The organism is Nostoc sp. UHCC 0251 (assembly GCF_034932245.1).
Classification (GTDB): domain Bacteria; phylum Cyanobacteriota; class Cyanobacteriia; order Cyanobacteriales; family Nostocaceae; genus Nostoc.
The window spans coordinates 27,961-53,339 of the sequence record NZ_JAYGHD010000288.1 but is presented as its reverse complement, the minus strand read 5'-3'; the positions used below and the strand labels follow the sequence as shown (position 1 = coordinate 53,339).

General features: G+C 42.8%; 21 protein-coding genes. 10 read left to right on the top strand and 11 right to left on the bottom strand.

Going from position 1 to position 25,379, the window contains the following annotated elements:
- Positions 1–59 precede the first annotated feature (59 nt).
- From VB740_RS19290 to VB740_RS19260, 7 genes are all read right to left on the bottom strand, one after another.
- Positions 60–1,067: a hypothetical protein gene (locus tag VB740_RS19290; protein ID WP_323201551.1), complete on the bottom strand. Its 1,008-nt coding sequence runs from the start codon at positions 1,065–1,067 to the stop codon at positions 60–62.
- 322 nt (positions 1,068–1,389) lie between these two features.
- On the bottom strand, positions 1,390–2,004 hold the full coding sequence (locus tag VB740_RS19285; RefSeq protein ID WP_323201550.1) for a HEAT repeat domain-containing protein: 615 nt from the start codon (positions 2,002–2,004) through the stop codon (positions 1,390–1,392).
- 175 nt (positions 2,005–2,179) lie between these two features.
- Positions 2,180–3,457 carry a HEAT repeat domain-containing protein gene (locus VB740_RS19280; RefSeq protein WP_323201549.1) on the bottom strand — a complete coding sequence of 426 codons (1,278 nt, stop codon included), beginning with the start codon at positions 3,455–3,457 and terminating at the stop codon, positions 2,180–2,182.
- Between the two features lie 154 nt (positions 3,458–3,611).
- Positions 3,612–4,106, bottom strand: a complete 495-nt coding sequence (cpeA, locus tag VB740_RS19275; RefSeq protein WP_323201548.1) for a C-phycoerythrin subunit alpha — start codon at positions 4,104–4,106, stop codon at positions 3,612–3,614.
- 80 nt (positions 4,107–4,186) lie between these two features.
- Positions 4,187–4,741, bottom strand: coding sequence for a C-phycoerythrin subunit beta (gene cpeB, locus VB740_RS19270; RefSeq protein ID WP_152591425.1), 555 nt, complete (start codon positions 4,739–4,741; stop codon positions 4,187–4,189).
- A gap of 520 nt (positions 4,742–5,261) precedes the next feature.
- Positions 5,262–5,429 carry an NblA/ycf18 family protein gene (locus VB740_RS19265; protein ID WP_323201547.1) on the bottom strand — a complete coding sequence of 56 codons (168 nt, stop codon included), beginning with the start codon at positions 5,427–5,429 and terminating at the stop codon, positions 5,262–5,264.
- 725 nt (positions 5,430–6,154) lie between these two features.
- Entirely contained in the window at positions 6,155–6,622 is a 468-nt protein-coding gene (locus VB740_RS19260; protein ID WP_323201546.1) for an orange carotenoid protein N-terminal domain-containing protein, read from the bottom strand.
- 492 nt (positions 6,623–7,114) lie between these two features.
- Between VB740_RS19260 and VB740_RS19255 the strand changes: the two genes are divergently transcribed.
- From VB740_RS19255 to VB740_RS19225, 7 genes are all read left to right on the top strand, one after another.
- Positions 7,115–7,462, top strand: a complete 348-nt coding sequence (locus VB740_RS19255) for an ankyrin repeat domain-containing protein (RefSeq protein ID WP_323201545.1) — start codon at positions 7,115–7,117, stop codon at positions 7,460–7,462.
- 289 nt (positions 7,463–7,751) lie between these two features.
- On the top strand, positions 7,752–8,612 hold the full coding sequence (locus VB740_RS19250; protein WP_323201544.1) for a phycobilisome linker polypeptide: 861 nt from the start codon (positions 7,752–7,754) through the stop codon (positions 8,610–8,612).
- Between the two features lie 41 nt (positions 8,613–8,653).
- The gene (locus tag VB740_RS19245) at positions 8,654–9,403 is read left to right on the top strand and encodes a phycobilisome rod-core linker polypeptide (RefSeq protein ID WP_323201543.1); all 750 of its coding nucleotides are present in this window, start codon (positions 8,654–8,656) and stop codon (positions 9,401–9,403) included.
- Positions 9,404–9,504: 101 nt separating this feature from the next.
- On the top strand, positions 9,505–10,263 hold the full coding sequence (locus tag VB740_RS19240) for a phycobilisome rod-core linker polypeptide (RefSeq protein ID WP_323201542.1): 759 nt from the start codon (positions 9,505–9,507) through the stop codon (positions 10,261–10,263).
- Positions 10,264–10,383: 120 nt separating this feature from the next.
- A complete protein-coding gene (locus tag VB740_RS19235) occupies positions 10,384–10,914 on the top strand; it encodes a phycobiliprotein lyase (protein WP_323201541.1) in 531 nt (176 codons plus the stop codon).
- Between the two features lie 200 nt (positions 10,915–11,114).
- Positions 11,115–11,738: a chromophore lyase CpcT/CpeT gene (locus tag VB740_RS19230; RefSeq protein WP_323201540.1), complete on the top strand. Its 624-nt coding sequence runs from the start codon at positions 11,115–11,117 to the stop codon at positions 11,736–11,738.
- Positions 11,716–12,078, top strand: coding sequence for a CpeR family transcriptional regulator (locus VB740_RS19225; RefSeq protein ID WP_323201539.1), 363 nt, complete (start codon positions 11,716–11,718; stop codon positions 12,076–12,078). The genes VB740_RS19230 and VB740_RS19225 overlap by 23 nt, the downstream gene beginning before the upstream one ends.
- A 150-nt stretch (positions 12,079–12,228) precedes the next feature.
- Here the strand turns inward: VB740_RS19225 and VB740_RS19220 are convergent, their stop codons facing one another.
- On the bottom strand, positions 12,229–13,584 hold the full coding sequence (locus VB740_RS19220) for a calcium-binding protein (protein WP_323201538.1): 1,356 nt from the start codon (positions 13,582–13,584) through the stop codon (positions 12,229–12,231).
- 589 nt (positions 13,585–14,173) lie between these two features.
- Here VB740_RS19220 and VB740_RS19215 point away from each other — a divergent pair.
- Positions 14,174–15,037: a TauD/TfdA family dioxygenase gene (locus tag VB740_RS19215; RefSeq protein WP_323201537.1), complete on the top strand. Its 864-nt coding sequence runs from the start codon at positions 14,174–14,176 to the stop codon at positions 15,035–15,037.
- A 312-nt stretch (positions 15,038–15,349) separates the two neighbouring features.
- On the opposite strand, the gene VB740_RS19210 is transcribed toward VB740_RS19215, so the two are convergent.
- Together VB740_RS19210 and VB740_RS19205 are read right to left on the bottom strand one after the other, a co-directional pair.
- On the bottom strand, positions 15,350–17,515 hold the full coding sequence (locus VB740_RS19210) for a serine/threonine-protein kinase (protein ID WP_323201536.1): 2,166 nt from the start codon (positions 17,513–17,515) through the stop codon (positions 15,350–15,352).
- 50 nt (positions 17,516–17,565) lie between these two features.
- Positions 17,566–19,254, bottom strand: a complete 1,689-nt coding sequence (locus VB740_RS19205; RefSeq protein ID WP_323201535.1) for a serine/threonine-protein kinase — start codon at positions 19,252–19,254, stop codon at positions 17,566–17,568.
- A 299-nt stretch (positions 19,255–19,553) separates the two neighbouring features.
- Here VB740_RS19205 and VB740_RS19200 point away from each other — a divergent pair, with 299 nt between their 5' ends.
- Complete coding sequence (locus VB740_RS19200; RefSeq protein WP_323201534.1) at positions 19,554–21,065, top strand: phenylacetate--CoA ligase family protein; 1,512 nt, start codon at positions 19,554–19,556, stop codon at positions 21,063–21,065.
- A gap of 290 nt (positions 21,066–21,355) precedes the next feature.
- Here the strand turns inward: VB740_RS19200 and VB740_RS19195 are convergent, their stop codons facing one another.
- Positions 21,356–24,559, bottom strand: a complete 3,204-nt coding sequence (locus VB740_RS19195; RefSeq protein ID WP_323201533.1) for a HEAT repeat domain-containing protein — start codon at positions 24,557–24,559, stop codon at positions 21,356–21,358.
- 160 nt (positions 24,560–24,719) lie between these two features.
- On the opposite strand from VB740_RS19195, the gene VB740_RS19190 reads away from it, so the two are divergent.
- Positions 24,720–24,971, top strand: a complete 252-nt coding sequence (locus tag VB740_RS19190; RefSeq protein WP_323201532.1) for a hypothetical protein — start codon at positions 24,720–24,722, stop codon at positions 24,969–24,971.
- The last annotated feature ends 408 nt before the right edge of the window (positions 24,972–25,379 follow it).

Here is a 25,379-nt window from a genome sequence, read left to right as displayed (position 1 = left end):
TCTTTTTATTTTCGAGAAAGACTGGGATGAATTGATATGCTAAATAGTGCGGCTATTCCTTACAGTTCATAGCTTTTTAAACCCATCGATAAAGCCAGAGGATATACTATATTAACCCACTTAAATCCATGATACATTCTTGAGCCAGAATTTTCTGAATTCTGGAATACGATTACTTCGATCCCTCTGTTTTGTAATTCATGAAGATATGGAACATAAGAATAATCATCTGCTATTAAAAGTATATTTTCTACATTAACAATACGATTAAGTTGTTCCTCAACCTTAAAACATACGAAATCCTGTGTTTTTAACTTAAACAAATTATATCCACATCCAACAGAACTTAAACCTTCTCCTCTAAAAATCTCATCTTCAGTTATTTCACCTATATCTATAAAGCATTCTAGATTGAAGTGACTTGAGTAGATTAGATAGCAATTAACCTCTTCTTTGCGCTGAATATCAGTATATTCCAAACACTCTTTTACAATAGAATCAATACTTGGCTTATGGAGAGTTTTTTCGGGGTAAATTTTTCTATAACTTGATTGTGTCTGCTTGATTACATTTTCAAGGAATATTCCATCAATGATGATGGAATGATTGGTCTTGATTAGTTGTTTTACTACCTGCTTGAGCAGAATATTTTCAATCTTTGTTATAGCTTCTCTAGTAAATAGTCGTTCTCTAAATTCTTTTCTATGTTGAAAATCTTTTGGAATAGTTAGCTGACAATTAGTCCCTTCACTTCGCCATTCCATAATATCGTCTTGAAAAAATACATAAAGAAAATCATCTTTGCTTCTCTCTTCTTCTACATATAGAAAAACAATAAAATTTTCCTCTACATACTTTGCTGGTATTGTTAGATTAGAACCATTCTTTATAGTTCTACCTTTGCATTGAACTTTAATTAAAGGAGTAATCTTTTGGGATATGTCTTTGATGATTAATAGATCAGTGCCTTCCTTATCAAAGGATGGTTTAGTAACGAGCAAACCATATTTAATTAGCTTGGACTCGATTAGCTTTTCTGCCTGAAGCTCTAATGGTCTATTATCCATTCTTTATCTTTTTGCTTACTTGTATTTAAGTTTAGCCGATAATTAAAGCAGCCTAAGTCTCCCATTACAGGCTCATAGATAATTTCAATGCTAGAAAAGCGCCTAAAAAAGCTGATTCAGACTTTGTGGTACTACTATATTGTAGGAGTGAGGAGAATGATTTGCTGCTTTTGGAGCGATATTTGTACTGGTGCTTATGGTTTATATTTGCCGATTTGGAAGTTCACGCTTATCAGGGTAAAGGAGCTTTGTTGTGGTTTATTTTTATATTTTACCAACCACAGAAATTCCCTCTACCAAGCTATTTTTCGTCCTGTGGGTATTATTTTTCTTCTCGCTGAAACTTCATTGTCATTTCTAGGCGAGATAAGGCACTGGTGGCGGACTCGCGTACATAGGAGTCGGTAGATTCATCTTGAATGAGGGATTGTAGCACTTCCACACCTCGGCGATCGCCAATTGAGCCAAGGGCATTCACAATAGAGATTGCCAACGCTGGGTTGTCTGTGGTTTGCAATGCTTCAATCAAAACATCCACCACGGGAGAACCAATTTCACCTAGTGCCATGACAGCTGCAATATTCACTACAGGATTGGGGTCATTAAGAGCAGTCGTTAAACCCCGCACACCTTCAGCTGCAAAGGGAACATCTGGATGATTAATGGCGACTTGTGCCAGTGCTTTGGCGGCACTTCCCCGGACAGTAACATTATCACTATTGAGCAAGGCTTCAACTAAAGGAGTCACTGCATCAGGGCCGATCGCTCCTAGAGCTTTGACGGCAGCTCGTCGATAGGTGGTATCCTCTTCATCGAGAATACTCATCAACCGGGGAATAGTTGTCTCATCAGGATTCTCAGCTAATTCCCACATTGCTTGGTCGCGTAGGTGGGGGTTGGGGTGTTTCAGTTGTTGGAATAACTCTTCTGTGGACATAATAAGGTTTTAATAAATTATCAAAAATGTGCAATTAATGTGCAGTGGTTCTCGAACAGGAATAGGTCGAATCCCCATTTGAACTTTCCCCCTTGCTCCCTGCTCCCTTGCCTCTTCTTCAAGCCTCTAGATTTATCATTGGTGTAATTAATTTTTAATTTTTAATTTTTAATTTTTAATTCCCCATAGGGGTTGACTTGGCTTTTTCACGAATTAGCCAATCATCATCGTTGGCGACTTGTTCATAACCACTGGTATCACCAAGTTTTTCCAGCGCCATCAACGCTGCATACTTCAGATCCCAAATTTTGGTTTCTAGACAGGGTTTCAGTTCGGCAATTGCCCGTGGATCGCCGAGTTCACCAAGAGCGATCGCTGCTGCTGCTCGTGATTTTTGAAACTGTGGTTGTTTATTATGCAAGCCTTCAACTAGTAAATCATAAGCTGGGGAATGTTTTAACCAACCGAACAGCTTGATCACATGGAAGTGGGCACCATAATCATTATTTGCTTCTTCGGCGTAGGTGGCAAACAAAGCCTCAGGAGCAGCATCGGCGTAATGGTCAAGTATGGTTTTGGTTGCTAAATAGCAGCGCCCAAAGTCTGTTTCATACAACCCCCGGATCAAAATTGGCAGAGTGGGGGGGCTTGGGTAACTATGCACCAAACTCAGATCATTTGGGTGGTCGTATAACGTCTGCTCTAAATGAGGTTGAATCGTGGCAAAAGTAATTGCTCCGGCAGCGATTCCGGCTTCTGCCAAAGTCCGAATTCCTCGCAGCCGAAACACCAAAGATACTGGACATCGGGCAATATAGGGAATTGCATCATAGTAACGGGCATCCATTAAATCTTGGATAGACAAACGCCGTCCTAACACATTTGGGTGTTGTAACATTGCCACTACCTTGCCCATCTGGAAATAGTCGCCAGTTAAACGGCAAACTGCGGCCATTGCTGCACTGGCTGTCGGTGGATCGGTATCATCTACAAATTTGCGAATGCGTTCTAGGGCAGGTTGATAATTAGACTTTGTTAATGTGTGAATAATCACTCGATAGGTTTGCCCTGGCTTGTCCAGCAGTTGAGCAACGTCTTCTAAGATATTGGGGTCTTGAGTACCAATTTCACCGATCGCCCAAACGGCATTTTCTACGGTGTAGCAGTCTTCATCACTCAAACAAGCGCGAATTACTGACATAGCAGCCTCGGCTTGCAGTCGCCCCAAAGTCTCTACTGACTTGCGGCGGACGATGCGGTTATCCAAGGCGGGGTCAGTTTGCTGCACCGCCCGCATTAGGGCGTTGATTGATTGCTCTGTGGGGAAGTTGACTAAATGAGAAGCGGCAATATAACGTGAATCATCCTCACTCAATTGGTCTTGAGGCGTATCCAAAAGAGCGATCGCCTGGTCTTCTGTAAGATTAAAAAAATTAAAAAAGCGTTTATCCATATATATATCAATTTGCCGAATCTTATTAAGACAAAACAAACCCGGACATTCTTTGCCATTACTCAACCTTAACAGGCAAAGCAAAGGCGAAGAACCTCCAGGCTTGTAGAGTCACAATATACCCTCGCCACCAAATGACAAGTTTGGCAACTAACTAGGAGAGAGAGTTAATAGCGTAGTCTAATAAAGCATTGTACTCAGTCAATGCTTGAGCAGACATATCACGAGGCGCACAACCACGGTTACGAGCAAAGCTTAAAGCTTCAACGTAAGGAGCAGTAGGCAAGCCCAAAGCGCGATAAACTTCACGTTGTCCAGCAATACCCCACTCATCCAATGGGCCAGTACCACCAACTACCAAGCTGTATTGGATTAGGCGCAGGTAGTGTTTGATGTCACGAGCACACTTGGACTTGAAGGTATCGGTGGAATTAGCTTCACCAGCGTTGTTCAAGTAGGGATACTTCTTGATGCAAGCGTTGTAAGCTTCGGTTGCGACTGCATCGAGGTTGTTAGCTAACTTTTCAGCAGCTTCCAAACGAGCAGATGCACGTTGGATAGAACCTTGTACTGATTCTAAATCAGAGGTGCTAGGGAAACGACCTGCGGCATCAGCAGATGCAATAACGGTGGTAACAACTGATTTCATTTCTTAAATCTCCCAAAAGACTTTTTATTTAAACTGTGTTGGATGTCAATCTGTTGAGTGAATTGCGAATCGCAAGTTCTTTAGCTCAAAGCAGAAATTACGCGATCGAAGTAGCTAGAAGATTCAGCAACCAAGCTAGCGCAGCGATCTTCTACGACAGGAGAACCCATCTTACGCAATTTGGCACCAGCACGAGCCTCACTGGGGTTATCTTGAATGTGAGCAGCTGCACACGCTTTCATGATTTGAACGGCACGCACGGTAGAGGTGGTAGGTACGCCAAGAGCTGCATAGGTTTCTTTCAAACCGTTCAAACAACGATCATCTAGAACTGAAGCGTCACCAGCTAATAAAGCGTAGGTTACATAGCGTAAGATAATTTCAGCATCGCGCAGACAAGCAGCCATGCGACGGTTAGGATAGCAGTTACCACCAGCTTGGATCAAACCTTGGTTTTCGCAAATCATTCCAGCAACAGAATCAGAAACGATGCAGCTAGCGTTGCTAGCGATCGCATTTACAGCATCCAAACGTCTGTTACCATTAGCAACGAAGGCTCTGAGGGCAGCAATATCAGATACGCTAGAAGTGCTGGCATCTGCTGAAACTACAGCTCTAGAAAAAGCGTCAAGCATTTCGCTCTCCTTAAAAATTGGTTTTCTCTGAAACTTGATTGCCTGTTCCCTGAACAAGACAATATAGAACATAAAAGATGATGCCTATCTCAGTCTCAGTTATGAGAAACTAAGTAACAATCCTTAACAAACAATCCCCAGTCAGGATTGGTCTGACTGGGGAACTTGGGGTACGCTTTGAGGATTAGGGGCGAAGGGGTAATAGGAATTGGGATTGTGAGGAAGCAGAGGAGAAATAGTATTGACAAATACCAAACACCCAATGCCTCATACCCATTTTTATGCTTGGTTCTAAAAAATAGTGCGCTCGTGCTGAGTAAATCCGACAAGCTTTTGGGAATGAACGTTGTGGGGATGAACTTCCTTACCCAGGAGCTACACTAAGCCAGTTGTTGTTGAGATTGAATATATATAATACCGCCAGAAGATAGAGTAGGCTTGCAGTTTAATCTAAAGAAGCCTTTCCATATGCTTTTGTTTCTACTTGTACTCTAGAAAATTAACAAACATCCCCAGTTAGTTAAGCCTGCTTGAGAAGATGCTTGATCATATTGTCTTTGACCATTAACTGCCGCAGCACCTCTAAAAGCAATTTTTGAGATTCTTCCTGATTTAACCTCTTAACTTGCTCTTCGTAAAGTTTGAGGTTGAATTTCTGCTCTAAGTTAAGCTCCATCGGGATATCCATAGTTTTTACTCTCCGGTGTTTCGCAACATTCGCTTTATATATTCCCTATAATCTAGGTTAACAAAAGTTACACCTACTTGACAAGTGGACAATTTTAGAGTCTGGCGCATAAATCCACATGATGCTACTCATTGGGGTTGGCCAACAAACGCTTTTGGAGCAAGTAACCTATGGTGTAAACACAAGTGCTGTAACCCACAGGCGATCGCACTTGTCCTGTTTGTCCCTTTTCCAGAGTTCTTGTAACAAATCTACACTTTGTCAGAGCTTTAAGTCCTCTACCAATTGGGGGTAAGTGTGGGTGGAGATTTAAATTAAGAACCTATCCCAACTATTCTAAAAATACATACTTAGTTTGAAGTGTATAAACCTAAGCACATACTGTTAGAAGGAGATGTCTACAAGACTAAACTATAAATTGCAGCGTTGGAGATTAGAAAGCTCCCAGAAATGGGGTTTAAATTCTCAGATGGTACTAGCAGATAGAATGCAATGTTGAAAGCGAAAGTAATTTTGTTAGTTTCTCAGCCTATTAGTAACTTTCATCTATTTCTTTCTCCATTCGCCCTAAAACCCTCTCCCACTTGCGTAGGAGAGGGGTTAGGGAATAAGAGCAACTCTACTAAACTTCTTTGCTGACTATGTACACCTAGTAGAATCATCTTCAGCATTGGAGTTTGACCATTTCAACCATGTGTTATGAGGCTGAAATTGTTCTATTAGAATTACATTACAGAGGGCTTGCCACCGTCTGACAATAAAGAGTCGCGGAGGAAAATAAATTGCTGTTCAAATCCAATGGGTTTCAGTGCTGATACTAATGATTTAGCCTCTGATGAAAGTTGATAATCAGAGGGAGCCTGGATGATTTCAGAACGCTCCATCCCTTGAGCTAACTGATACCAAAAAGCCAGCTTGGTGTTGTTGGTCAGAGAGTTATATTCACGAGCTAGGTCTGTGTTTGTCCCCTTGAGCAAGTCACGCATCAACTGAAACTGCTCATTTTGAGACAGACCTTTGGCTTTATTAAACAACTCATCAGAGTTGTCAGGGGCAGTGCCATTTGGCTCTTTCATTCCTGATTCGCTACAGATAAAACCGTAGATGTACCACAACACAGCAAGTTGGTTGTCTACGGATAGACGCTTAAAAGTTTCTGCGTGTTTTGCAGCTTGGCTTGTGTAAGCAGTCATAAATTAGTCCAAATTCTTCAAGTATTGCAGTTAGGCAATTTAAACCAATCACCTTAACGTTACTAAACTTAACGAATCCTATTTGGGTTATTAATCTTACTAAGGTTAGAGAATATCAATAGCTTGAAGTGTGCTGCTAACCTGCCCATAGCAAGATGTAATACCATCCCAGAAAGCATGTACTTTGCCTCAAGTCGCTTGAACCCTAGCTGTAATTACGCTGTACCCAAATGTTCGATCAGTTTCCAGAGCGAATGCTGCTCTCTCACAACTTTGATGTTTCTTTTAAGTGTATTCAAAGTTGAGCTAAAAAAAGCTTGAGCAAATAATTACTAGTTCGTAGTTTGTCATTAGAATGAGTACGAGCAAGCACGCCGGTCAAAGATTGGTGATGCTTCTTGAACTGCCCACTAAGTTGTAATGTTGTAACTACGAATTACGTAGCTTGCTTCTCGCCGGAGGCAGTATTATTAATTACAAATTCCTTTAACAATGCCTTCTCTCAACGAATATCTAATCCGCGCGATCGTCAAAGGTGACACTGCTGCTGTGGAGAATTTATTAGCCCAAGGCGCAGATGCCAATACTACCGGGGGCGTTACAGCCTTGGGAGCCAGTAATACTGCATTGATGTGGGCAGCCACAGAGGGTTATTTCGATATTGTGGAATTGCTACTGGCTCATAATGCTGATGTGAATGCGAAAAATCCAGCAGACTATACAGCTTTGATGTTTGCCGCAGAAAGCGATCGCCGTAACATTGTTTTATTGCTGCTGGATCGTGGTGCTAGGATCTGCGATCGCAATCCCTATGGAGAAACTGTGCCCAATACTCCATGACATAAGAACCGTTTGTGCAAACTGAGTGCAAAATTCTCTCATTACATCAAAATTTACAAATCTTGATGGTCATCGTTACGCGCTCATAAGAAAATGATCATAACAAAGCGTATAAAACGCCTAAAAAGCTTGAGCATCTAGGAAATCACAACTTCCATGCTTATAGAAGCTGGCAATTTGAGTTGCAACAAATTAATCCAGCGATTTGATTGGTCTGGGTAAGCAATCTGAAATTTATTTATAAATTGAAACAATTTTCTTTAACTTTCGTTAACAGGAGAAACAATTAATGCCATTCGGACCAGCTTCCCGCCTGGGAGTCAGTCTATTTGATGAAACCCCTCCCGTTGAGTGGGTGTCAGGTCGCTCACAAGAAGAAGCAGAAACAATCATTCGGGCAGTCTATCGGCAAATATTAGGCAATGCCTATGTGATGGAAAGTGAGCGGCTCGCTGTTCCCGAATCCCAGTTTAAGCGCGGTGAATTGAGCGTCCGCGAGTTTGTCAGAGCAGTGGCTAAATCAGAACTCTATCGTTCTCGCTTTTTCACGAGTTGTGCCCGCTACCGAGCGATCGAACTCAACTTCCGCCATATGCTGGGTCGTCCACCGCTGGATTTAGAAGAAATGCGTGCACACAGCACCATTCTCGATACTCAAGGGTTTGAAGCTGAGATCGATTCTTATCTCGATAGTGATGAGTATCAGTCTACCTTTGGTGAGAACATTGTGCCTTATATCCGAGGCTACAAAACCGAAGCTCTTCAGAGCATGGTGCAATTTACTCACACTTTCCAGTTGGTGCGGGGTGCTTCCAGCAGCAGCCTGAAAGGTGACTTGTCGGGCAAGGCTCCCAAACTAAATTCATTAGTAATTCAAAGCACACCCACAGCAGTAATTTCACCTGCTAGTGCTGGGGCAACCTTCTCTCCACCTCCTACTGGTGCCCGTACTCGTCTTGGAGTCGATGGTAGTGCTGGTGGCAAAGTTTACCGCATTGAAGTCACAGGTTATCGTGCCAAAAGCTTCAATAGTATTTCCAAGTTTCGCCGTTCCAACCAAGTCTTTCTGGTGCCCTACGAAAAGCTTTCTCAAGAGTATCAGCGGATTCACCAACAGGGTGGTGTGATTGCAAGTATTACTGCTGTATAAATTCAGGTGCAAACTTAAAAAATTGAGGAACATAGATTTCAATGGCATCCCAGACAATTCTTGAACTTTGGCCCGCTAGTGACTTAGAGGAAGTTCAAACTATCATCCGTGCAGTTTACAAACAAGTTTTAGGCAACCCTCATGTGATGGAGAGCGAGCGGTTGGTGACAGCAGAATCACAATTGTGCGATCGCTCCATCACCGTGCGGGATTTTGTCCGCGCCGTTGCCAAGTCTGATTTTTATCGTACCCGCTACTTTGAGTCCTGCGCTCCCTACCGTTTTGTAGAACTTAACTTCTTGCACTTGCTTGGGCGGGCACCCCAGGATCAAAGAGAAGTGTCTGAGCATATTGTTCGCACTGTCGCCGAGGGCTACGATGCTGAAATTGATTCCTACATCGATAGCAGTGAATATCAAGCAGCCTTTGGCGAAAACGTAGTACCCTACTATCGTGGTAAAAGCAGCGAAGCTAACTCCAAGCAAATAGGCTACAACCGAATGTTTGCTATTGATAGAGGCCCTGCCCAAATTGATAGCTCAGTCAAGTCTGCACAATTGGTCTATGCTGTTGCTACCAACAGTGCCAGTGCGATTAAAGCCTCTTCGTCTACCGTCATTGGTTCTGGCACCGAAAAACGTTTCAAAATCGTGGTGACAGGTTCCAAATTCGACAGCCCCCGCCGCATCAGTACCACTGAGTACATTGTCCCAGCTAGTAAAATGACCCCGCAAATTCAGCGGATTAATCGTACTTCTGGCAAAATCGTCAGCATTACTGAAATCGCATAACGTTTAACAGGGTGGGCAATGCCCGCCCAAGATGATTAACTTTTTTAATTTGCAATTTTTCAAAAAATCACACGAAAATCCTAAATTTAGGAGGCATTAATATGGCACTTTGGATAGAAGCCGAGTCCGTTGAATTACGACCCAACGCCACTGAGGATGATCTGCAAGGCGTGATCCGAGCAGTGTATCGGCAAGTTCTCGGCAATGCTCATGTATTTGAAAACCAACGGCTTACCAGTGCAGAATCTCAATTGCGAAATGGTGACATCACTGTTACTGGTTTCGTCAGAGCCGTCGCTCAATCCGATCTATACCGTTCGCTGTTTTTTGAAACTTCCTCTCCCTATCGTTTTATCGAATTAAACTTCAAACATTTGCTCGGTCGCGCCCCGCAAGATCAGGCTGAAGTTGCGGAACATGTGCAAATTTACAACACTCAGGGCTACGCAGCGGAAATCAACTCCTACATTGATAGCGATGAATATATCAGGAGTTTTGGCGACCATATTGTACCCTCTACCCGTGGTAATCGTACCCAAGCTGGGGTCAAGAATGTCGGTTTTAACCGTACCTTTGCATTGATGCGGGGCTTTGCTGCCAATGATTTGGGCAAATCAGCAAAATTGATTAGCGACATTGGCGGTAATCTTGCGACCAAAATTGTTGCCCCGCCTAATGGTTCCGGTTCTATCAGCAATACAGGGAAGCGGTTCCGTATCGCTGTCTCCAAAACCAATTTTGGGGTTCGGGTGAATAAAAGCATGGCAACCTTTGATGTGGGATACAACCAGCTAGCCCAGAAAATTCAGAGTATCCAGAAAACAGGAGGCAAGATTCTTAAGATCACGGAAATAGCTTAACGCTAGCAATGGAGAATTTCCCAACCTCTAACATTTTGTCAATCGATGATCTAATCAGAGGAAAATTGGGATATTCTCCAATCCAAAAGCAAATAGCTAAAAACAGAAACCAAAGAGTTGATGAATATTACGGAGTTTGTTGCAAATTCTATTGGGCGTTGGCGATCGCAACGCAGTGCCCATCATTTAGCATTCGGTCACTTTGAAGCCGTACAGTCTGAGATAGATATCATTGCTCTCCCAGATAATGATCCGGCAGTAATTGACTTATGTAAAGCCTATAACATTGATCCTCAAACAATTATTTCTCCCTTTCGGATGAGTTGGGAAGGTCAATCAGACTGGGATGACAATGAAATCAAAGGTAGTTGCGTCCTAGTTCCTATTCCCGATCCAACTCATCCCCATCGTGGTAAACTCCTGCGCGATCAAGGCTATGCCGAAACGATTGCAGCGGCTGGCGATTATTACTTAACAGAAGACGGCACATTCGTGCTAGTCACTTCCTACGATCGCGCCGCCGCCGAAGAAAAAATCTGGTTTGTCAACCCCAATGTCCGTTGTCGGGTTTCTCTAATTAAAACCAGTTCTGGTACAGGAGTTGTCACTGCCTCTTTTTCTTCCGAAATCCGCCAGGTTATTCACAAATAAACTAGATCCAAAAATGGCTCTCTAGGCATTTCTAGTCATATATATACAACGTCATAGTGTGCAGTCTCAAGATGAACTGACCACGTTAGTTTCGTTATGTCATAATTTTGAATTTTGCGGAAAGTACGGTCTTGGGCTTTGCCTAAGAGGAGCAACTTTACAAGATAAATTCTGTATTGTTTATTTATCCTCATCTACTTATGAATTCTTCACCACCACATATCTGCGACAGTACATCGAATCATTTAATCACCCTAGCTCGTTGGATGGCAGGGGATTTCAGTAATTATAAACAGGCATATGAAAATCCTAAAGATTACGCTCATATTCACGTATTATTTCGTCCATTACCGTTTGAATTCTTCTCAGGAATTGGGCTTTATTCAGAACAGGTTTATGACTATGATTTGTGGAGACCTTATAGACAGGGAGTACATCGCTTAGTAGATCGTGGCGATGAGATTTATATCGAAAACTACAGTTTAAAAAATGCCCTTTTCTATGCTGGTGCTGCCCGTGAGTTAAGCATTCTTAAAACCATCACCCCAGATTGTATCGCACGCAGATATCACTGTTCGATGATTTTCAAACCAGAGGGAGACAGATTTATAGGTGCTGTTGAGCCTGGAAACTTGTGCTTAATTGAGAAAAATGGCTGCCAGACTTATCTTGATAGTTACGTTGAAATCACACAAACCACTTGGGTAAGCCTAGATAGAGGGCTGGACGTCAATACACACGAGCAGGTTTGGGGATCTACCTTCGGGCCTTTGCGGTTTGAAAAGCGGGAGGGTTTCGCCCATGAAGTCCCAAACATCCTATGATCTTTCCCTGCCTAATCTGGCCATTAAAGCGAATATGCTACCTCCAGAAGCGCAGAAAAAAATGCAGTGCTGGATTCGCAGCAGGCATTTAATTTGTTCAGGTAATTTCTTTGTTTTTGAAACCGTAGATTATAGTGCGATTGAACGTTTTTCCCAATGTGTGGGAGCGTTAGGAGGCACTATTATTTCGGTTGACCCAATTGACAAAATTTGGATGGGCGCTCATCGTAAAGTGATTCTGCATCAGGCAAGAGCCAGTTTGCATACACCCTGCCACGATTTGAAACAATATTGGCTAAAATACGGAGGCTTTCGCAGCCGATTTGATAAACAGGTGTAAAGTAATTCGCTGAAGGGGTGACCTTTTTTTAATTAAAAATTAAAAGTTAAAAATTAAAAATTATTCTTCACTAATTTTTAATTTTACATTTTTAATTTTTAATTGGAGCGTTCGCGCAGCGTCTCGTAGAGAAGCGACTTGACAATATTCCTATACCAAACTGACTTGTAACGTATAAGAAAAATCAGGTGCAAGAAATGAGCTACCAGAGAAACTTCCGCCAGTTTCAGGTAATAAAGCAAATTTGCTCACTGAAAGGGAGTACGTCGTACCTGCACTGAGGAAACTTCTGATTAATGATCCCTGGTCTGAGTCATTATCATTATCGTCCTTAGTTTGTAATAAAGTTCCACGACTGTCAAACAGACCGAGAACTGTATCTCCAGATGTCACTGTACTGATACTGACAGTTCCTGAATTTGCTAAAGAAAATGTAAAAAAGTCGAAATCGGAATCATCACCTGGTTGAACTGTTGCCAACTGGGCCAAGAGATTAACCTTTGAGCCTGATGATAAGGAACCTAATTTTTCAGCGCTGTCTAGTGAGTTGTTTGTATCTTCTCCAGCATTTTCCCGCTCATAGAAAAGGAAGTCATCACTATCAAGTCTGAGATTGGTTTTCCCTTCCAGAATACCTATGATTTCATCTTGCTCTGTTCCCGGTTTGTCTAAGAATATTCGTGTGTTGCTTCCAACAGCTTGCAGACGGTAGTCCTGTGGAATTCCTTTGAGTTGAATTTGATCTTGGCTAGAGTCGAAGTCAACAATATTAGCCACGTCCCCAAAACCAGCATTTGTAGTGTTGTTATCGTCGTAGAAAACATTTGCAGCATCACCCAGGATAAATCTATCTGCCCCAGCCCCACCTGTAAAGCGATCGGTTTCCCCTATTCCTGGTGGAAGGGGACTACCAGGGAAAACACCGATGAGGATATCGTCTCCAGACCCGCCACTGAGTACGTCATTGCCTGGCCCGCCCTGTAGGCTATCATTGCCGTTGCCACCATTGAGGATATCATTGCCTAAATTACCATCTAAAGTATCATTGCCTCCTCCGCCATTGAAAGTGTTGTTAGAAGTATTACCAAAAAGAAAGTTGTTAAGACTGTTACCTGTCCCATTGATATCCCTACCTTCTCTGAGCGTCAGATTCTCCAGATTGGCCCCTAGTGTGTAGGAAACAGAAGACCGGACGGTATCTGTGCCTGAATTTGCAGCCTCTCTAATAGTGTCAGCAGCACTGTCAATGAAGTAGGTGTCGTTGCCTGCCCCTCCAATCAAAGTGTCGGTACCTAAGCCCCCATCAAGTGTGTCATTGCCATTTCCACCGATTAGACTGTCGTTCTGCGTCCCACCGGCGAGGGAATCGTTACCAGCCAAACCATTCAAGATATCTCTACCGGAGGGACTATTGGCATTACCACCACTAGCCCAACCAACTATCGTGTCATTTCTCGAAGTCCCACTGAGATTGTCAGCACTTGTTTTGCCGAAAATAAATGCCATGTTATTCCTTCTTAATTTATCACTAATACGTGAGTTCAACCTTAATCAAAGAACTATTCATCAGTTCAATGTAGATTACTAGTCATTTGTGTCATCTAAGTTAAAAACCACTAATTATTTGGTTAATAACTCCTAAAGAAAAAATCCAATTTTTTATTGTGGGCTAATCTGGAAAGCCCTCTCTGGGTTGCGGGTGAGCGAGACGCCTACTCTAAAAAATTAGATAAGTTATTTTTTTAAATTCCCTTAATTGATGACCCAAATGATAAGTAATTAGGATAAATATTTTGTTATTTTTCCAAATTCTTTTGAACCGATGCTGTAATTATTTCATTACAATGAACTACAAAGTTACATGAACTACTTTACCAAAACTATAGACCAATTCGCAATTACGTTTTGTAACGGATATCTGACGGCTGCACAAAACCCGTCGTCTATAGAGGCAGGGGAATTAAACTAATGAGATAAACTTTAGTAGAATGAACTTTTTTCTACTTGCAAACTTTCTTATGTAAGATACTACTACACAAATTTTTTATCTAGACTGATTGTCTATATAATTTGTTCACAAAACAATTGCATAGCAATGACTCCAATAACTAAACACCAACCAAGGCTCGGATTTGAAGTCCTGCGGGGTTGCAATCTTAGCTACCTTACAAATCTAGAGTCGCGTGAATTAAAAGAATCACTTTGGAAACACGGCGTTGTAGTAGTTAGACAGCAACAGCTTATCGCACAACAATTAAAAGAATTTGCCAAGGAGACCTTTGGCGATTTTATGTTTGGCGGCCCTCCTAAAACATTAGATCCTGATATTAGTCCAGACTTACAAAGCCAGTATGTCTATATATTGGGCAATCCTAAAGGGTCGGTTCTTGATCCAATCCAGAAATATGCGTGGCAATGGCATCATGATAAAGATGGTCTCCCCCGCACAGAGGGGCTGGATATGAATGCACTATATGTTGTCATGCTTTATGGAATACAAGTGCCGGAAGGTGTAGATGGTCAACCTCACACTACCGAGTTCCTCGATATGGTAGAAGCTTACAATAACTTAGATCCTCAACATCAGCAGCAGTTAGAGCAGATGTCGATGTATCATTCACCACCGATGATTTCTAAGAATACCAATGCAGACACTGATGTACCCAGGAAAGTGCATCCCATTGTATCTACTCACAAAGTCACTGGTAAAAAGGGATTATATCTAGGTTCGGACACTGCGATCGCAGTTGGTATGGAAGATAGACCAGAAGAAGCAAAACGTTTCTGGCAGGATTTGTTTGCGGCTGTTCTAGAATGCACACCAGTCTACTCTCATGTTTGGCAGCCAGGAGATATTATTTTTTGGGATAACTCCCAGGTGATGCACAGAGGTACACCCTATGATGCAACGAAATCCAAGCGAATTGCGTTGCGTTTAGGGGTTGTGGACAAGGAATAATTTGAGGCAGAGGAGGTAGGGGAAGCAGGGGAGGTAGGGGAAGCAGGGGAGGTAGGGGAAGCAGAGGAGGCAGGGGAGGCAGGGGGAGAATTTTGGAAGTTAACAAAATGTAGGGGTTTAAGTCCCCGGCTTCTATCAAGCCGTAAGTGTTGTGGCTCTTTCTAAATCCCTGTTACAACACGTAATTGCTCTCTTCTCTACGAGACGCTGCGCGAACGTAGCGGGGCGTAGCCCATTGCGAATTGCGTTAGCGAAGCGGGGCGTTAGCCCATTGCAAATTGGTTTAATCATTCCGCAACTGTGCAACGCCCTTTACTGAGGTGCTGTCTCTGGCGTTGGTGCCGGTGCAGGAGTGAGGGTTTCTGTGGGAGTTGGCGTTGGCGTGGGGGTTTCTGTAGGGGTTGGCGTGGGGGTTTCTGTGGGGGTTGGTGTTTCCGTGGGCGTCGGTGTTGGTGTTGGCGATGGGGGAGGAGTGGGATTTTCTGCTGTAATGCTGAGTTGATAATCTACTGGTTTCGATGCTGTGGAAACCACGACAAACTCGTAAAATCCGTTTTCTGGTAATTTAGTTGACAAACTACGCTGGGGAGAATCTTCTAAAAATCTAATTTTGCCAGAGGGCGAATAGACTGATAACAAAACTTGGGAATTTGCTTTTAGCTTCAATTCCAGTGATTGGTCTTTAGCAAGTCCAGCAATGAATACTTTACCATCACCAGGTTGGAGAGTACCGCTAACTGTTTTACCAGTAGCGCCCGTATCAAAGACAAGTTTTTGGAAAGCGCTACCGGCGAGGATAGCACTGAGTTTATCGCTAACAAATCCGTACCAAACTTGTCCAATCGGCTGCTCTTGGAAATTTTTACCGCGTTGCTCAGGAAATACACGTAAAAAAGCAGCATCCCCTAAATCATACAATGAACGGCTACCAACATTAATTTTGTTGACTTCCACTTTCCAGCGATCGCGTTCAGCACTTGTATAAGTTCCCAGTTGTCGGCGTGTATTTGAACTCAGTGGTGCTAGCTTTTCCAGCAATTCTGACGCTGTTTTATCCCATTCTGCCCGCAAACTCTCATCTTCAGGATCATCGCTGAGAGTGCGTCCCCGTAAACTGGGATTCCTGTCCCAAAAAATTTGATTCACCAAGTTAATGTAAAATCTCTCATCAATACCCAACTGTTGACGGCGATCGCTTAATTTTTCTTTACGCTGGCGTTCTGCTGGTGAATATTGCGCTAAAGGATCGGTCGGTTGCTCACTGGTTGGGGTTGGGCTGGCTGTAGGATTAGGTTGGACTTCCCCTACGTTGCGGTTCCTAGTGACTCCCCACCAAAATAATCCGATTGTACCAAATACTACCAACGCTACTAGGAAGGTTTTTGTTGGTGTCCACCAGCTTGTGGGTTGAGGGGATGGGGGAAATGAGGGGGATGAGGGAGGTGGAGAGACGGCGACGGTGGCGGATGTGGGTTGTGGTGCTGTGGGATATTGAGTTGGGGGAAAGTTGTTGTTGACTGGGGGCGGATTGAGGGCTTGGAGTACTTGACGGGCTGATTGATAGCGATCGCTTGGTCTGGCAGATAACATTTTATCTAATACCTGTCCCAAAATCGGACTCAAGCTTACGTCCCGTCGCCACTGCCAGGTAAGATTATAGGTATCAATTAATTCCTGGGGTTGTTTCCCTGTCAGTAAAACCAACATTGTTGCAGCCAAAGCATACAAGTCGCTGTGGGGAGATACTAACCCAGTTTGCATCTGTTCTGGGGGTGCAAATCCTATCTTACCCAATAGGGTTGGTGATGGGGAAGATGCAACTACGCCGGGTTGGTAATATTGGGAAGCAACGGTTGCTACTACTTGTTTGACACCGCCAAAATCAATTAACACTGGCAGTTTGTCAACAGTGCGAAGCATTAAGTTATCTGGAGAAATATCTCGATGAATTACTCCTAGTGAGTGGATATACTCCAGTACTGGCAGAATTTGCTGCAACAATTGGCGTACTTCTACTTCTGTAAAGCGCAAACCTTGCTTTATTCGGGCATCTAACAACGAGTTGTAAGTTTCCCCTTCTACATAATCTTGTACCAAAAATAGATATTCTTTACCCCCTAAGTTCATCCGAAGCAGTTCCCGGAAGCGGGGAATTTGGGGATGTTGCAGCTTATAAAGAACACTCGCTTCTCTCTCAAACAGTTCTTCAGCTTTTTCAACAACGTAAGCGGTTTGAACTTGGGGGGAAAATTCCTTTAAAACACAAAGTTCGCGGAAACGGTTGACATCTTCAGCTAAATAAGTGCGTCCAAAGCCACCCTGACCAATTTGACGTACAATCACATAGCGATCGCCTAAAGTTAACCCTGGTTGAATACCATAACTCATGGGCGTATCCAACAACTTTTCACCGCACTGGAGACAAAAGCGACTACCTGGGGAATTTTCATGTCCTTTAGAACAATATATTTTAGTCATTAGTTATTAGTCATTAGTTATTAGTTATTCTTCCCCAGTGCCCAGTCTCGTTACTTGCCAGATTGTACTTTACTGACTTGATCGGCTGCGATCGCATACCAAATTTGACCGAAAGTCTGTTGATTGAGTTTCCCACGCTCTTGATCAGGAAACAACCGATCAAATTTTTCATTTGCGTCTTTGGTTAGCTGATCAATTGTGTAATTCCCAAACTGCCGCGATCGCGCAAGTCGCCTCCATGTTGCATAATCTTTTTGACTATAGTTCCCCAATTTGCGACGAGATGCTGTACTGAGGTTAGCCTGTTCTAGTTTATCCAATAAATCGTCAGCGATACCAGACCATTCATCTCGTAAACCAGCGTCTTCAGGTTTAGATGTCAGGCTACGTCCCTTTAATTGCGGTTTTTTTGTATAAAATAAATCATCTACAAAGGGAGTAAAAAATCTATCAGTAATTTCTAGCTGTTGGCGACGACTGATAATTTCCTGAAGATTGCTATTTCTTCCTTTGTCGCTGACTGGTTTACCGATGGGATTAGGAAACTGAGGAATTTCTGGTAATGAGATTGTTGGAATAGTGATTGAAGTTACAGTCCGAATGACTGCATTTCCCGCCGCCAAAGTTAATCCAACTAAAGCTGTTCCCCCTAAACTGATCACAAAGGGGCGAATCCAAACAGGCCAAGATATCGGTTTAGCGATGGCTTGGGTTTTATTCTGGAATCTACTCACAATCGCACTGGCGCATTGTTTTCCCGGAGCAACTACCATTGTCTTGATCTTGGTAGTAATATAATTACCTGGGGATTTAGTCGCAGTTGATGATGGTAAATCTTTGAGAATTTGCTCGGCTCGTTGGTAGCGATCGCTCGGTTTATAAGCCAGCATCTTTTTTAACACCGCTTCCAGTTGGGGACTAACTCTAATTTCCTTTCCCCATGCCCAAATTCCCTGATAGCTATCGTATAATTTTTGCGGTTCTTTCCCTGTGAGTAACACTAGTGATGTCACCGCTAAAGAATATAAATCACTACTAAAAAATGCTTTTCCCTGCCGTAGCTGTTCTTCTGGAGCGTAGCCCTTTTTACCCAGCAAAGTGTTATTTTCAGCCAGCTTAGTCCGCCAAAAACCTTGAGAAGCCGGTAATTGCTTAACACCGCCAAAATCAATTAATACTGGCAAATTATCAAAACGCCGCCAAATTAAATTATCAGGAGAAATATCACGGTGAACTACATCTCGTGAGTGGATGTAGGATAACACAGGTAAAATCTGTTGCAGTAGAGTGATTACTTCCTCTTCACTGAATGTCTTTCCTTGAGTTTCACGCTGTTCTAATAATTGGTAGTAATTATCACCATCCACATAATCTTGCACTAGAAAGAAAAAATCTTTAGTGCCCATCTTCACTTGTAGCGAGGCGTGAAAACGCGGAATTTGTGGATGCTGGAGTTTTTTCAGAACATTGGCTTCTCGCTCAAATAACTCTTTAGCTTTTTGTAAATCTTGATGTTCTTGTACTTGGGGTGCAAATTCCTTCAGCACACATGTTTGATGAGCTTTATTCCTATCCTCCGCCAAATAGGTACGTCCAAAGCCGCCTTGCCCTAAATGACGGGTAATTTGATAGCGATTATCCACCACCTGTCCCACAGCAAGAGGTAATGGCTCACCACAATGGGTACAAAAGCGGTTATTACCATTATTTGTGTGTTGTCTACTGCAATAGAGCTGCATGGTGCCCAAGGATAAATTAAGGTTTTATTGAATAACTACAATCTGCCTACCCTCATTTTCGGATATCCTACGAAACCTTAGGGGCAGAGTGTTCTGATCGATCTTAAGAAATGTGGAATTAAATAGAGAGTAATACCTAAATGTAGGCTATTGCTAACATATTTTACGAGAATAGAGTTTTGCATCTGATTAAATATATGTTGCTTAGGGTCACTGGGTTTTGCGGGTATCAGTTAACGGCTAAAATACTCACAGCAAGTAACAGTGTTGATTCTACTTTAGGATAAACAACAAGCGTGATGAACTGCAAACCACGACAGCAGCAAGTAATTACAGCATTTGAAGAATTTTTGTCTACCCCCCTAGAAACGCTACTGCAACAGCATCTCAACACTCATTCAGTAGCTTTGACTTTATTTCATGATGTGGCGGCTAATGTACCTGCCTACAAGGCTTTTTTAGCAGAAAGGGGAATTAATCCCGCGACTATTCAAACCTTAGAGGAGTTTCAAAAACTACCAGCGATCGCTAAACAAAATTATATACTGCGCTATCCTTTAGCTGACTTGTGCCGCAACGGACAACTCCAAGCGTGCGACATGATAGCTGCTTCCTCTGGTTCCACTGGTAAACCGACATTTTGGCCTCGTTTTTTCACAGATGAACTCCAAATCGCCACACGCTTTGAACAGATTTTTCACGATAGTTTCTATACAGATACCAGACGTACCCTAGCAGTGATTTGTTTCACTTTGGGCACTTGGGTAGGTGGAATGTTTACTACTAATTGCTGTCGTTATCTTGCTAGCAAAGGTTATCCCATCACCGTAATTACTCCTGGTAACAACAAAGAAGAAATATTGCGAGTTGTGCAGGAACTAGGTTCAGCGTTTGAGCAAGTAGTGTTATTGGGATACCCACCATTTTTAAAAGATGTGATTGATAGTGGTATCGCTCGTGGTGTGGAGTGGCAGCAATATCAGATTAAATTAGTGATGGCGGGAGAAGTATTTAGTGAAGAATGGCGGAGTTTAGTTGGCGAAAGAGTTGGTTCACAAAATCCTTGTTATGATTTTGCATCACTTTACGGTACTGCGGATGCAGGAGTTTTGGGCAATGAAACACCGTTAAGTATCTGCATACGCCGTTTTTTGGCAGAAAATCCCGATGCCGCTAGAGCTTTATTTGGGGAATCACGTTTACCCACATTAGTACAATACGATCCTTGCAGTCGCTTTTTTGAAGTTCAAGACGGCGGATTGCTATTTTCGGGAGATAACGGTATTCCCTTAGTGCGTTATGACATTTTGGATACTGGCGGGATAATTAGTTATGATGCCATGCTGCAATTTTTGGCTGAATGGGGATTTAATCCGCTTGAGAATCTGCGTTCTGATACTCAAGAATTACCTAGAGGTATTCATCAGCTACCTTTTGTTTATGTCTTCGGTCGTTCTAATTTTACAGTTTCTTACTTTGGTGCAAATATCTATCCCGAAAATGTGGCGGTGGGATTAGAGCAACCAGGAATTCAAGAATGGGTGACGGGTAAGTTTGTGTTGCAGGTGAAGGAAGATGCAGATAAGAATCGATTTTTATCTGTGGTTGTGGAATTAGGAGCAGGGGTAGAGGATAGTGAAGATCGAAGAGAAGCGATCGCATCTTCTATTCTTTCACAACTGCTACGTTTAAATAGCGAGTTTGCTAATTATGTTCCGGCAGAATATCAAACACCACAGGTTACGTTAGCACCAATGGGGGATTTTGAATATTTCCCGATTGGGGTGAAACATCGTTATACGCGTCAATAGATGAATCAAATACAAGAAGACGCGATGAATCGCGTCTCTACAAGGGGCGATCGCAAAAACGATTCCTGCGGTGGTCACTGAGCTTTGTCGAAGTGCGGGCTACGCCTACGCATTCCCATTCTGTTTACAATGTCTGTTTTATTAGGGGCGATCGCATTCCCTGGATTGCGGAAAGATCAGACGCGATAGATTTACGAGACGCTTACGAGATGCGATGAATCGCGTCTTTACAAGGGATTGCTGCTTCCACATTTCGCTTATGTTTTGGCTGGAGGAAGTATTTTTCTTTCCTACTCTCCATCTTTCACTTTCTCTTGTTGATGCCAAGCTTGATAAAAAGCAGGGTAGTGCATACTTTGGGCGCACTTCCAGATAACTTTGTAGCAATGAGCAAATCGCTCAAGGTCATTTTTGTAAGTTTCAGGTGATAAGTAATCCTTTAACACGGTGACAACACTCGGCATCTGTTCCTCTAACAGAATTTTCTCTAAGCTATATGCTGGTTGCCATAGGGTATCTTCATCTAGTAGTGGATTGCCAATTAACTCTACCAAAGCATCAATTGCTTTTTGGTTGCCAGAGCCAATTTTCCCTAAGCTTTCTGCCGCTTGCCTTCGGGTATCTTCATCTAGTAGTGGATTGCCGATTAACTCCACTAAAGCATCAATCGCTTTTTGGTTGACAGAGCTAATAATCTCTAACTTAGATGCTGCTTGTATTTGGGTATAATAATCCAGTTTTGGTTTGCCGATTAACTCCACCAAAGCAGCGATCGCTTTTTGGTTGCCAGAGCCAATTTTTACTAAGCTTTCTACCGCTAGCCATAGAGTAGAATCATCCAGTTGTGGTTTGCCGATTAACTCCACCAAAGCATCAATCGCTTTTTGATTGCCAGAGCCAATTTTCTCTAAGCTAGATGTTGCTAGTGATCGGGTACCATAATCTAGTTGTGGATTGCCAATTAACTTTACCAAAGCATCAATCGCTTTTTGGTTGCCTGGGTCAATTTCCCCTAAGCTTTCTGCCGCTTCCCTTTGGGTATCATCATCCAGTTGTGGATTGTCGATTAACTCTACTAAAGCATCAATCGCTTTTTGATTGCCAGAGCCAATTTTCCCTAAGCTATATACTGCTAGCGATCGAGTACCATCATCCAGTTGTGGATTGCCGATTAACTCCAGCAAAGCATCAATCGCTTTTTGGTTGCCAGAGCCAATTTCCTCTAAACTAGATACCGCTTGCCATAGGGTATCTTCATCCAGTTGTCGTTTAAAGATTAACTCCACCAGAGCATCAATCGCTTTTTGGTTGCCAGGGTCAATTTGCCCTAAGCTAGATGCTGCTTCCCTTAGAGTAGAATCATCCAGTTGTGAATTGCCGATTAACTGCGCCAAAGTAGCGATCGCTTTTATGCGATTTGTCAGAGGCAATGCTGTCCTTGCTCCCTCTGCGATTGGGTAGAGAAATTTTACCCACTCGTTTTGTTCAACCTTAAACTCGCCAAAGCCCCATTTAACGATTTCCGCCACAATAGCATCTGCGTTGTAAGAATTTTTCCACTCATCAACCCCCGCAGCAGCGAGAAAATAAGCGCGAAACTCGTAAAATCCCTTTCTGACTCTATCAATAGCACAGAATTCTCCGCACCCATCATTAAATTCCACCAATGCCTGAATAAACTCTTTCTTCTCCTCCTCCTTCTTCTTCTTTTCCTCCTCCCCCACATACTCACGTCCCAACCACAGCAAAATCACCTCTTTCCACTGCGGGGCAAAAATGCGATAAACGCCTAGCGCGGGGTTGTCGGGAATATGATTCAAAAACTCGTGCCAATCATCAACCGCCAACGCTGCAAAATATTCCTCAAATGTGGTGTGGTAAAAAGCGTAAACTTCCTCTTCGTCAGATTCGGCAGCCAGTCCAACTTGATTTAGCCATCCCAACTTTAGCGCCAACCAAAATAGAGAACCCTCCTCTTCTGGATCGCCCAATTCATTACTTACAAACTCATGGCGCAACCGAAAGCGAAAAGTTTCTGTGTCAATTGCCCGCTTTGCCAAACGTCCCAGTGCTGCGTTTAGTTTTTGTCGCTGCTCTTGAGTCGTGCGAAAGCGATTTTTTCTCCAAGTGTAGAACTGCTTAACAAACTGCTGATAAAGTCCGGCTTTAGTTTCCGGTAAACCTTTGTCGGAACCTTGCCAAGTGCTGCACAACAGCGCTAACCGCAAAGGATTTTTAACTAAATCTTGGATGCGCTGACGTTCAGGCTTATCTAATTCCTGCCATAATCTTTGCCCTTTGTCTGCATCCTTGTTGTGAAACCAACGCCCAATAAACTCTTGCACTTGTTGCGGATATTCAAAATTGAGTAACCGATACGTCTCAAAATTTTCTAAAGCGTTGGCGTTTGCTTCCCAAACATTCACCCGACAAGTCAGCACAACCCGCGCATTTTTCACCCATCCCGTCAACTGCTGGGAAATCTCAGTTAATGGTTGGAGTGAAGACATTTCATCTGCTGCATCCAACAACAACCACACACGATTATTCTTGAATAAATCTGCAAAAGTGTTTTCCTGTTCTTCTTTTACACGCACCACTTCTAAAGCATTCTTCAGCCAATCTTGCAGCAGATAATTTTCTACACTCTTTCCTTGCAAGTCTGCCAAAGAAATCCAAATTGGTAAACCCAGATTGTTGTCTAATATCCAAAAAGCTATAGTTTGCAACTGAGTAGTTTTTCCCGCACCTGGTTCCCCAATTAAAGCAATGCGGTGTCCTTGAGTTTTACCAACACCATCACGGATAATTTTCTCTAAAAAAGCCTCATGTTCAAATCGCTGCTTCTCTTCATAACTCGGTTCGTAAAGCCGCGAACCTTGTTCTGGGGAAATATCCTCGCTGCACTTCTTCGATTTACTACGCTCTACCAATGCTAAAGGGACATGAATTGCCTCTAGCTCAAATTTCATCTCATCATCAGCAAACAGCAACTCATTTGTGGTGAGACGCTTGTGCTTTTCCAGCATAGCGCCGCAGATTTCTTGCCAGGAAGACTCGTCTGATTTCTGGGAATTTGCCTGTAAAGCTTTAGATTTTTCTGGTCTACTGGTTTCCCATGCCTGTTCAAATTGATCTAGGTTCTTTTTCTTGTCCTTTGCCCACAGTCTCAGCGTGAAGTGCCAACTATCAGCACCCCTGGTTTGGGTGCGGTTGTCCTCTAGAATCTTCAAAAAGTCTTTTAGCAGATTCAGCGCTTCTCGAATTTGCGGTTTGGTTAACTTGCTTGGATATTTATCTTTTTCTGTGAGATATTCCAAAGCTACCAGAGTTGTCTCGATTATCAGCTTCGGATTGGCACTGTCTTCTGCTTCCCACTTGAACTTAATATCAAACTTACTGTCTTCAAATTCCCAATTGGCGAAATCAAGCAAAGCTTCTAAAAGGCGCTTCACCCGTGCTTTTACCTCAAAACCGTAAGTCTTTCTTGGCATGACAGTCAAAGACAAATCCCAAAAAGTTTGGGGCTACCCCTAATTGAATTTACCACCCCAAACCCATGTATTCCTGATTTGAACGAGATTTTATCTGCCTTGATTGCGTTCACCACCCCAAAGAGATGCTGTATTCAACAACTCATTCAGGTGGTACGAAATGAAAAACAAGGGTCAAAGTGCAAGTCAAAGAGCGATGTCTATGACGGGCTACGCCTACGCTTTCTTACTAATTCTGCAAACAATATTAATTGGCGTAAATGCCGAAAACCGCCTTCAGCAAGGAGACTCACCAATCGAGGTTTTAATCTGGATGATTAACCAGTGTATTCCAGTCCTAAAAGAAGCCAGCAGTTTGCAAGAAAAACAGAAAAACTTGTTACCCAAACATCGTCATTCTGAGGATCAATAATATCACAAGCCCCTCTCTGCAAGCAAAGACGGGCTGTGGCTATATTGGTTGATTTATATAGGAACCCGGTTTAATTGCGTGAAAAAATCTAATAACAATTTAATTAATGATTGCAACACATCCTTGGTTTAAGACGCGATGAATTGTGGGATGAAGAAGACGCGATGAATCGCGTCTCTACAAGATGTATGGTCTATTTTATTTGTTACGTTTTTCGATTGTGTGCAATCTGGTTGGGATCGGGTTTTTTGATAAAAATTATATATAGATGACAACAACGCCTTGTAGAGACGGCGATTTATCGCGTCTCTCTTATTCGTCCAGAACACAACCCCATTTGTTCAGAACACAACCCCATTCGTCCAGAACACAACCCCATTCGTCCAGAACACAATCCCATTCGTCCAG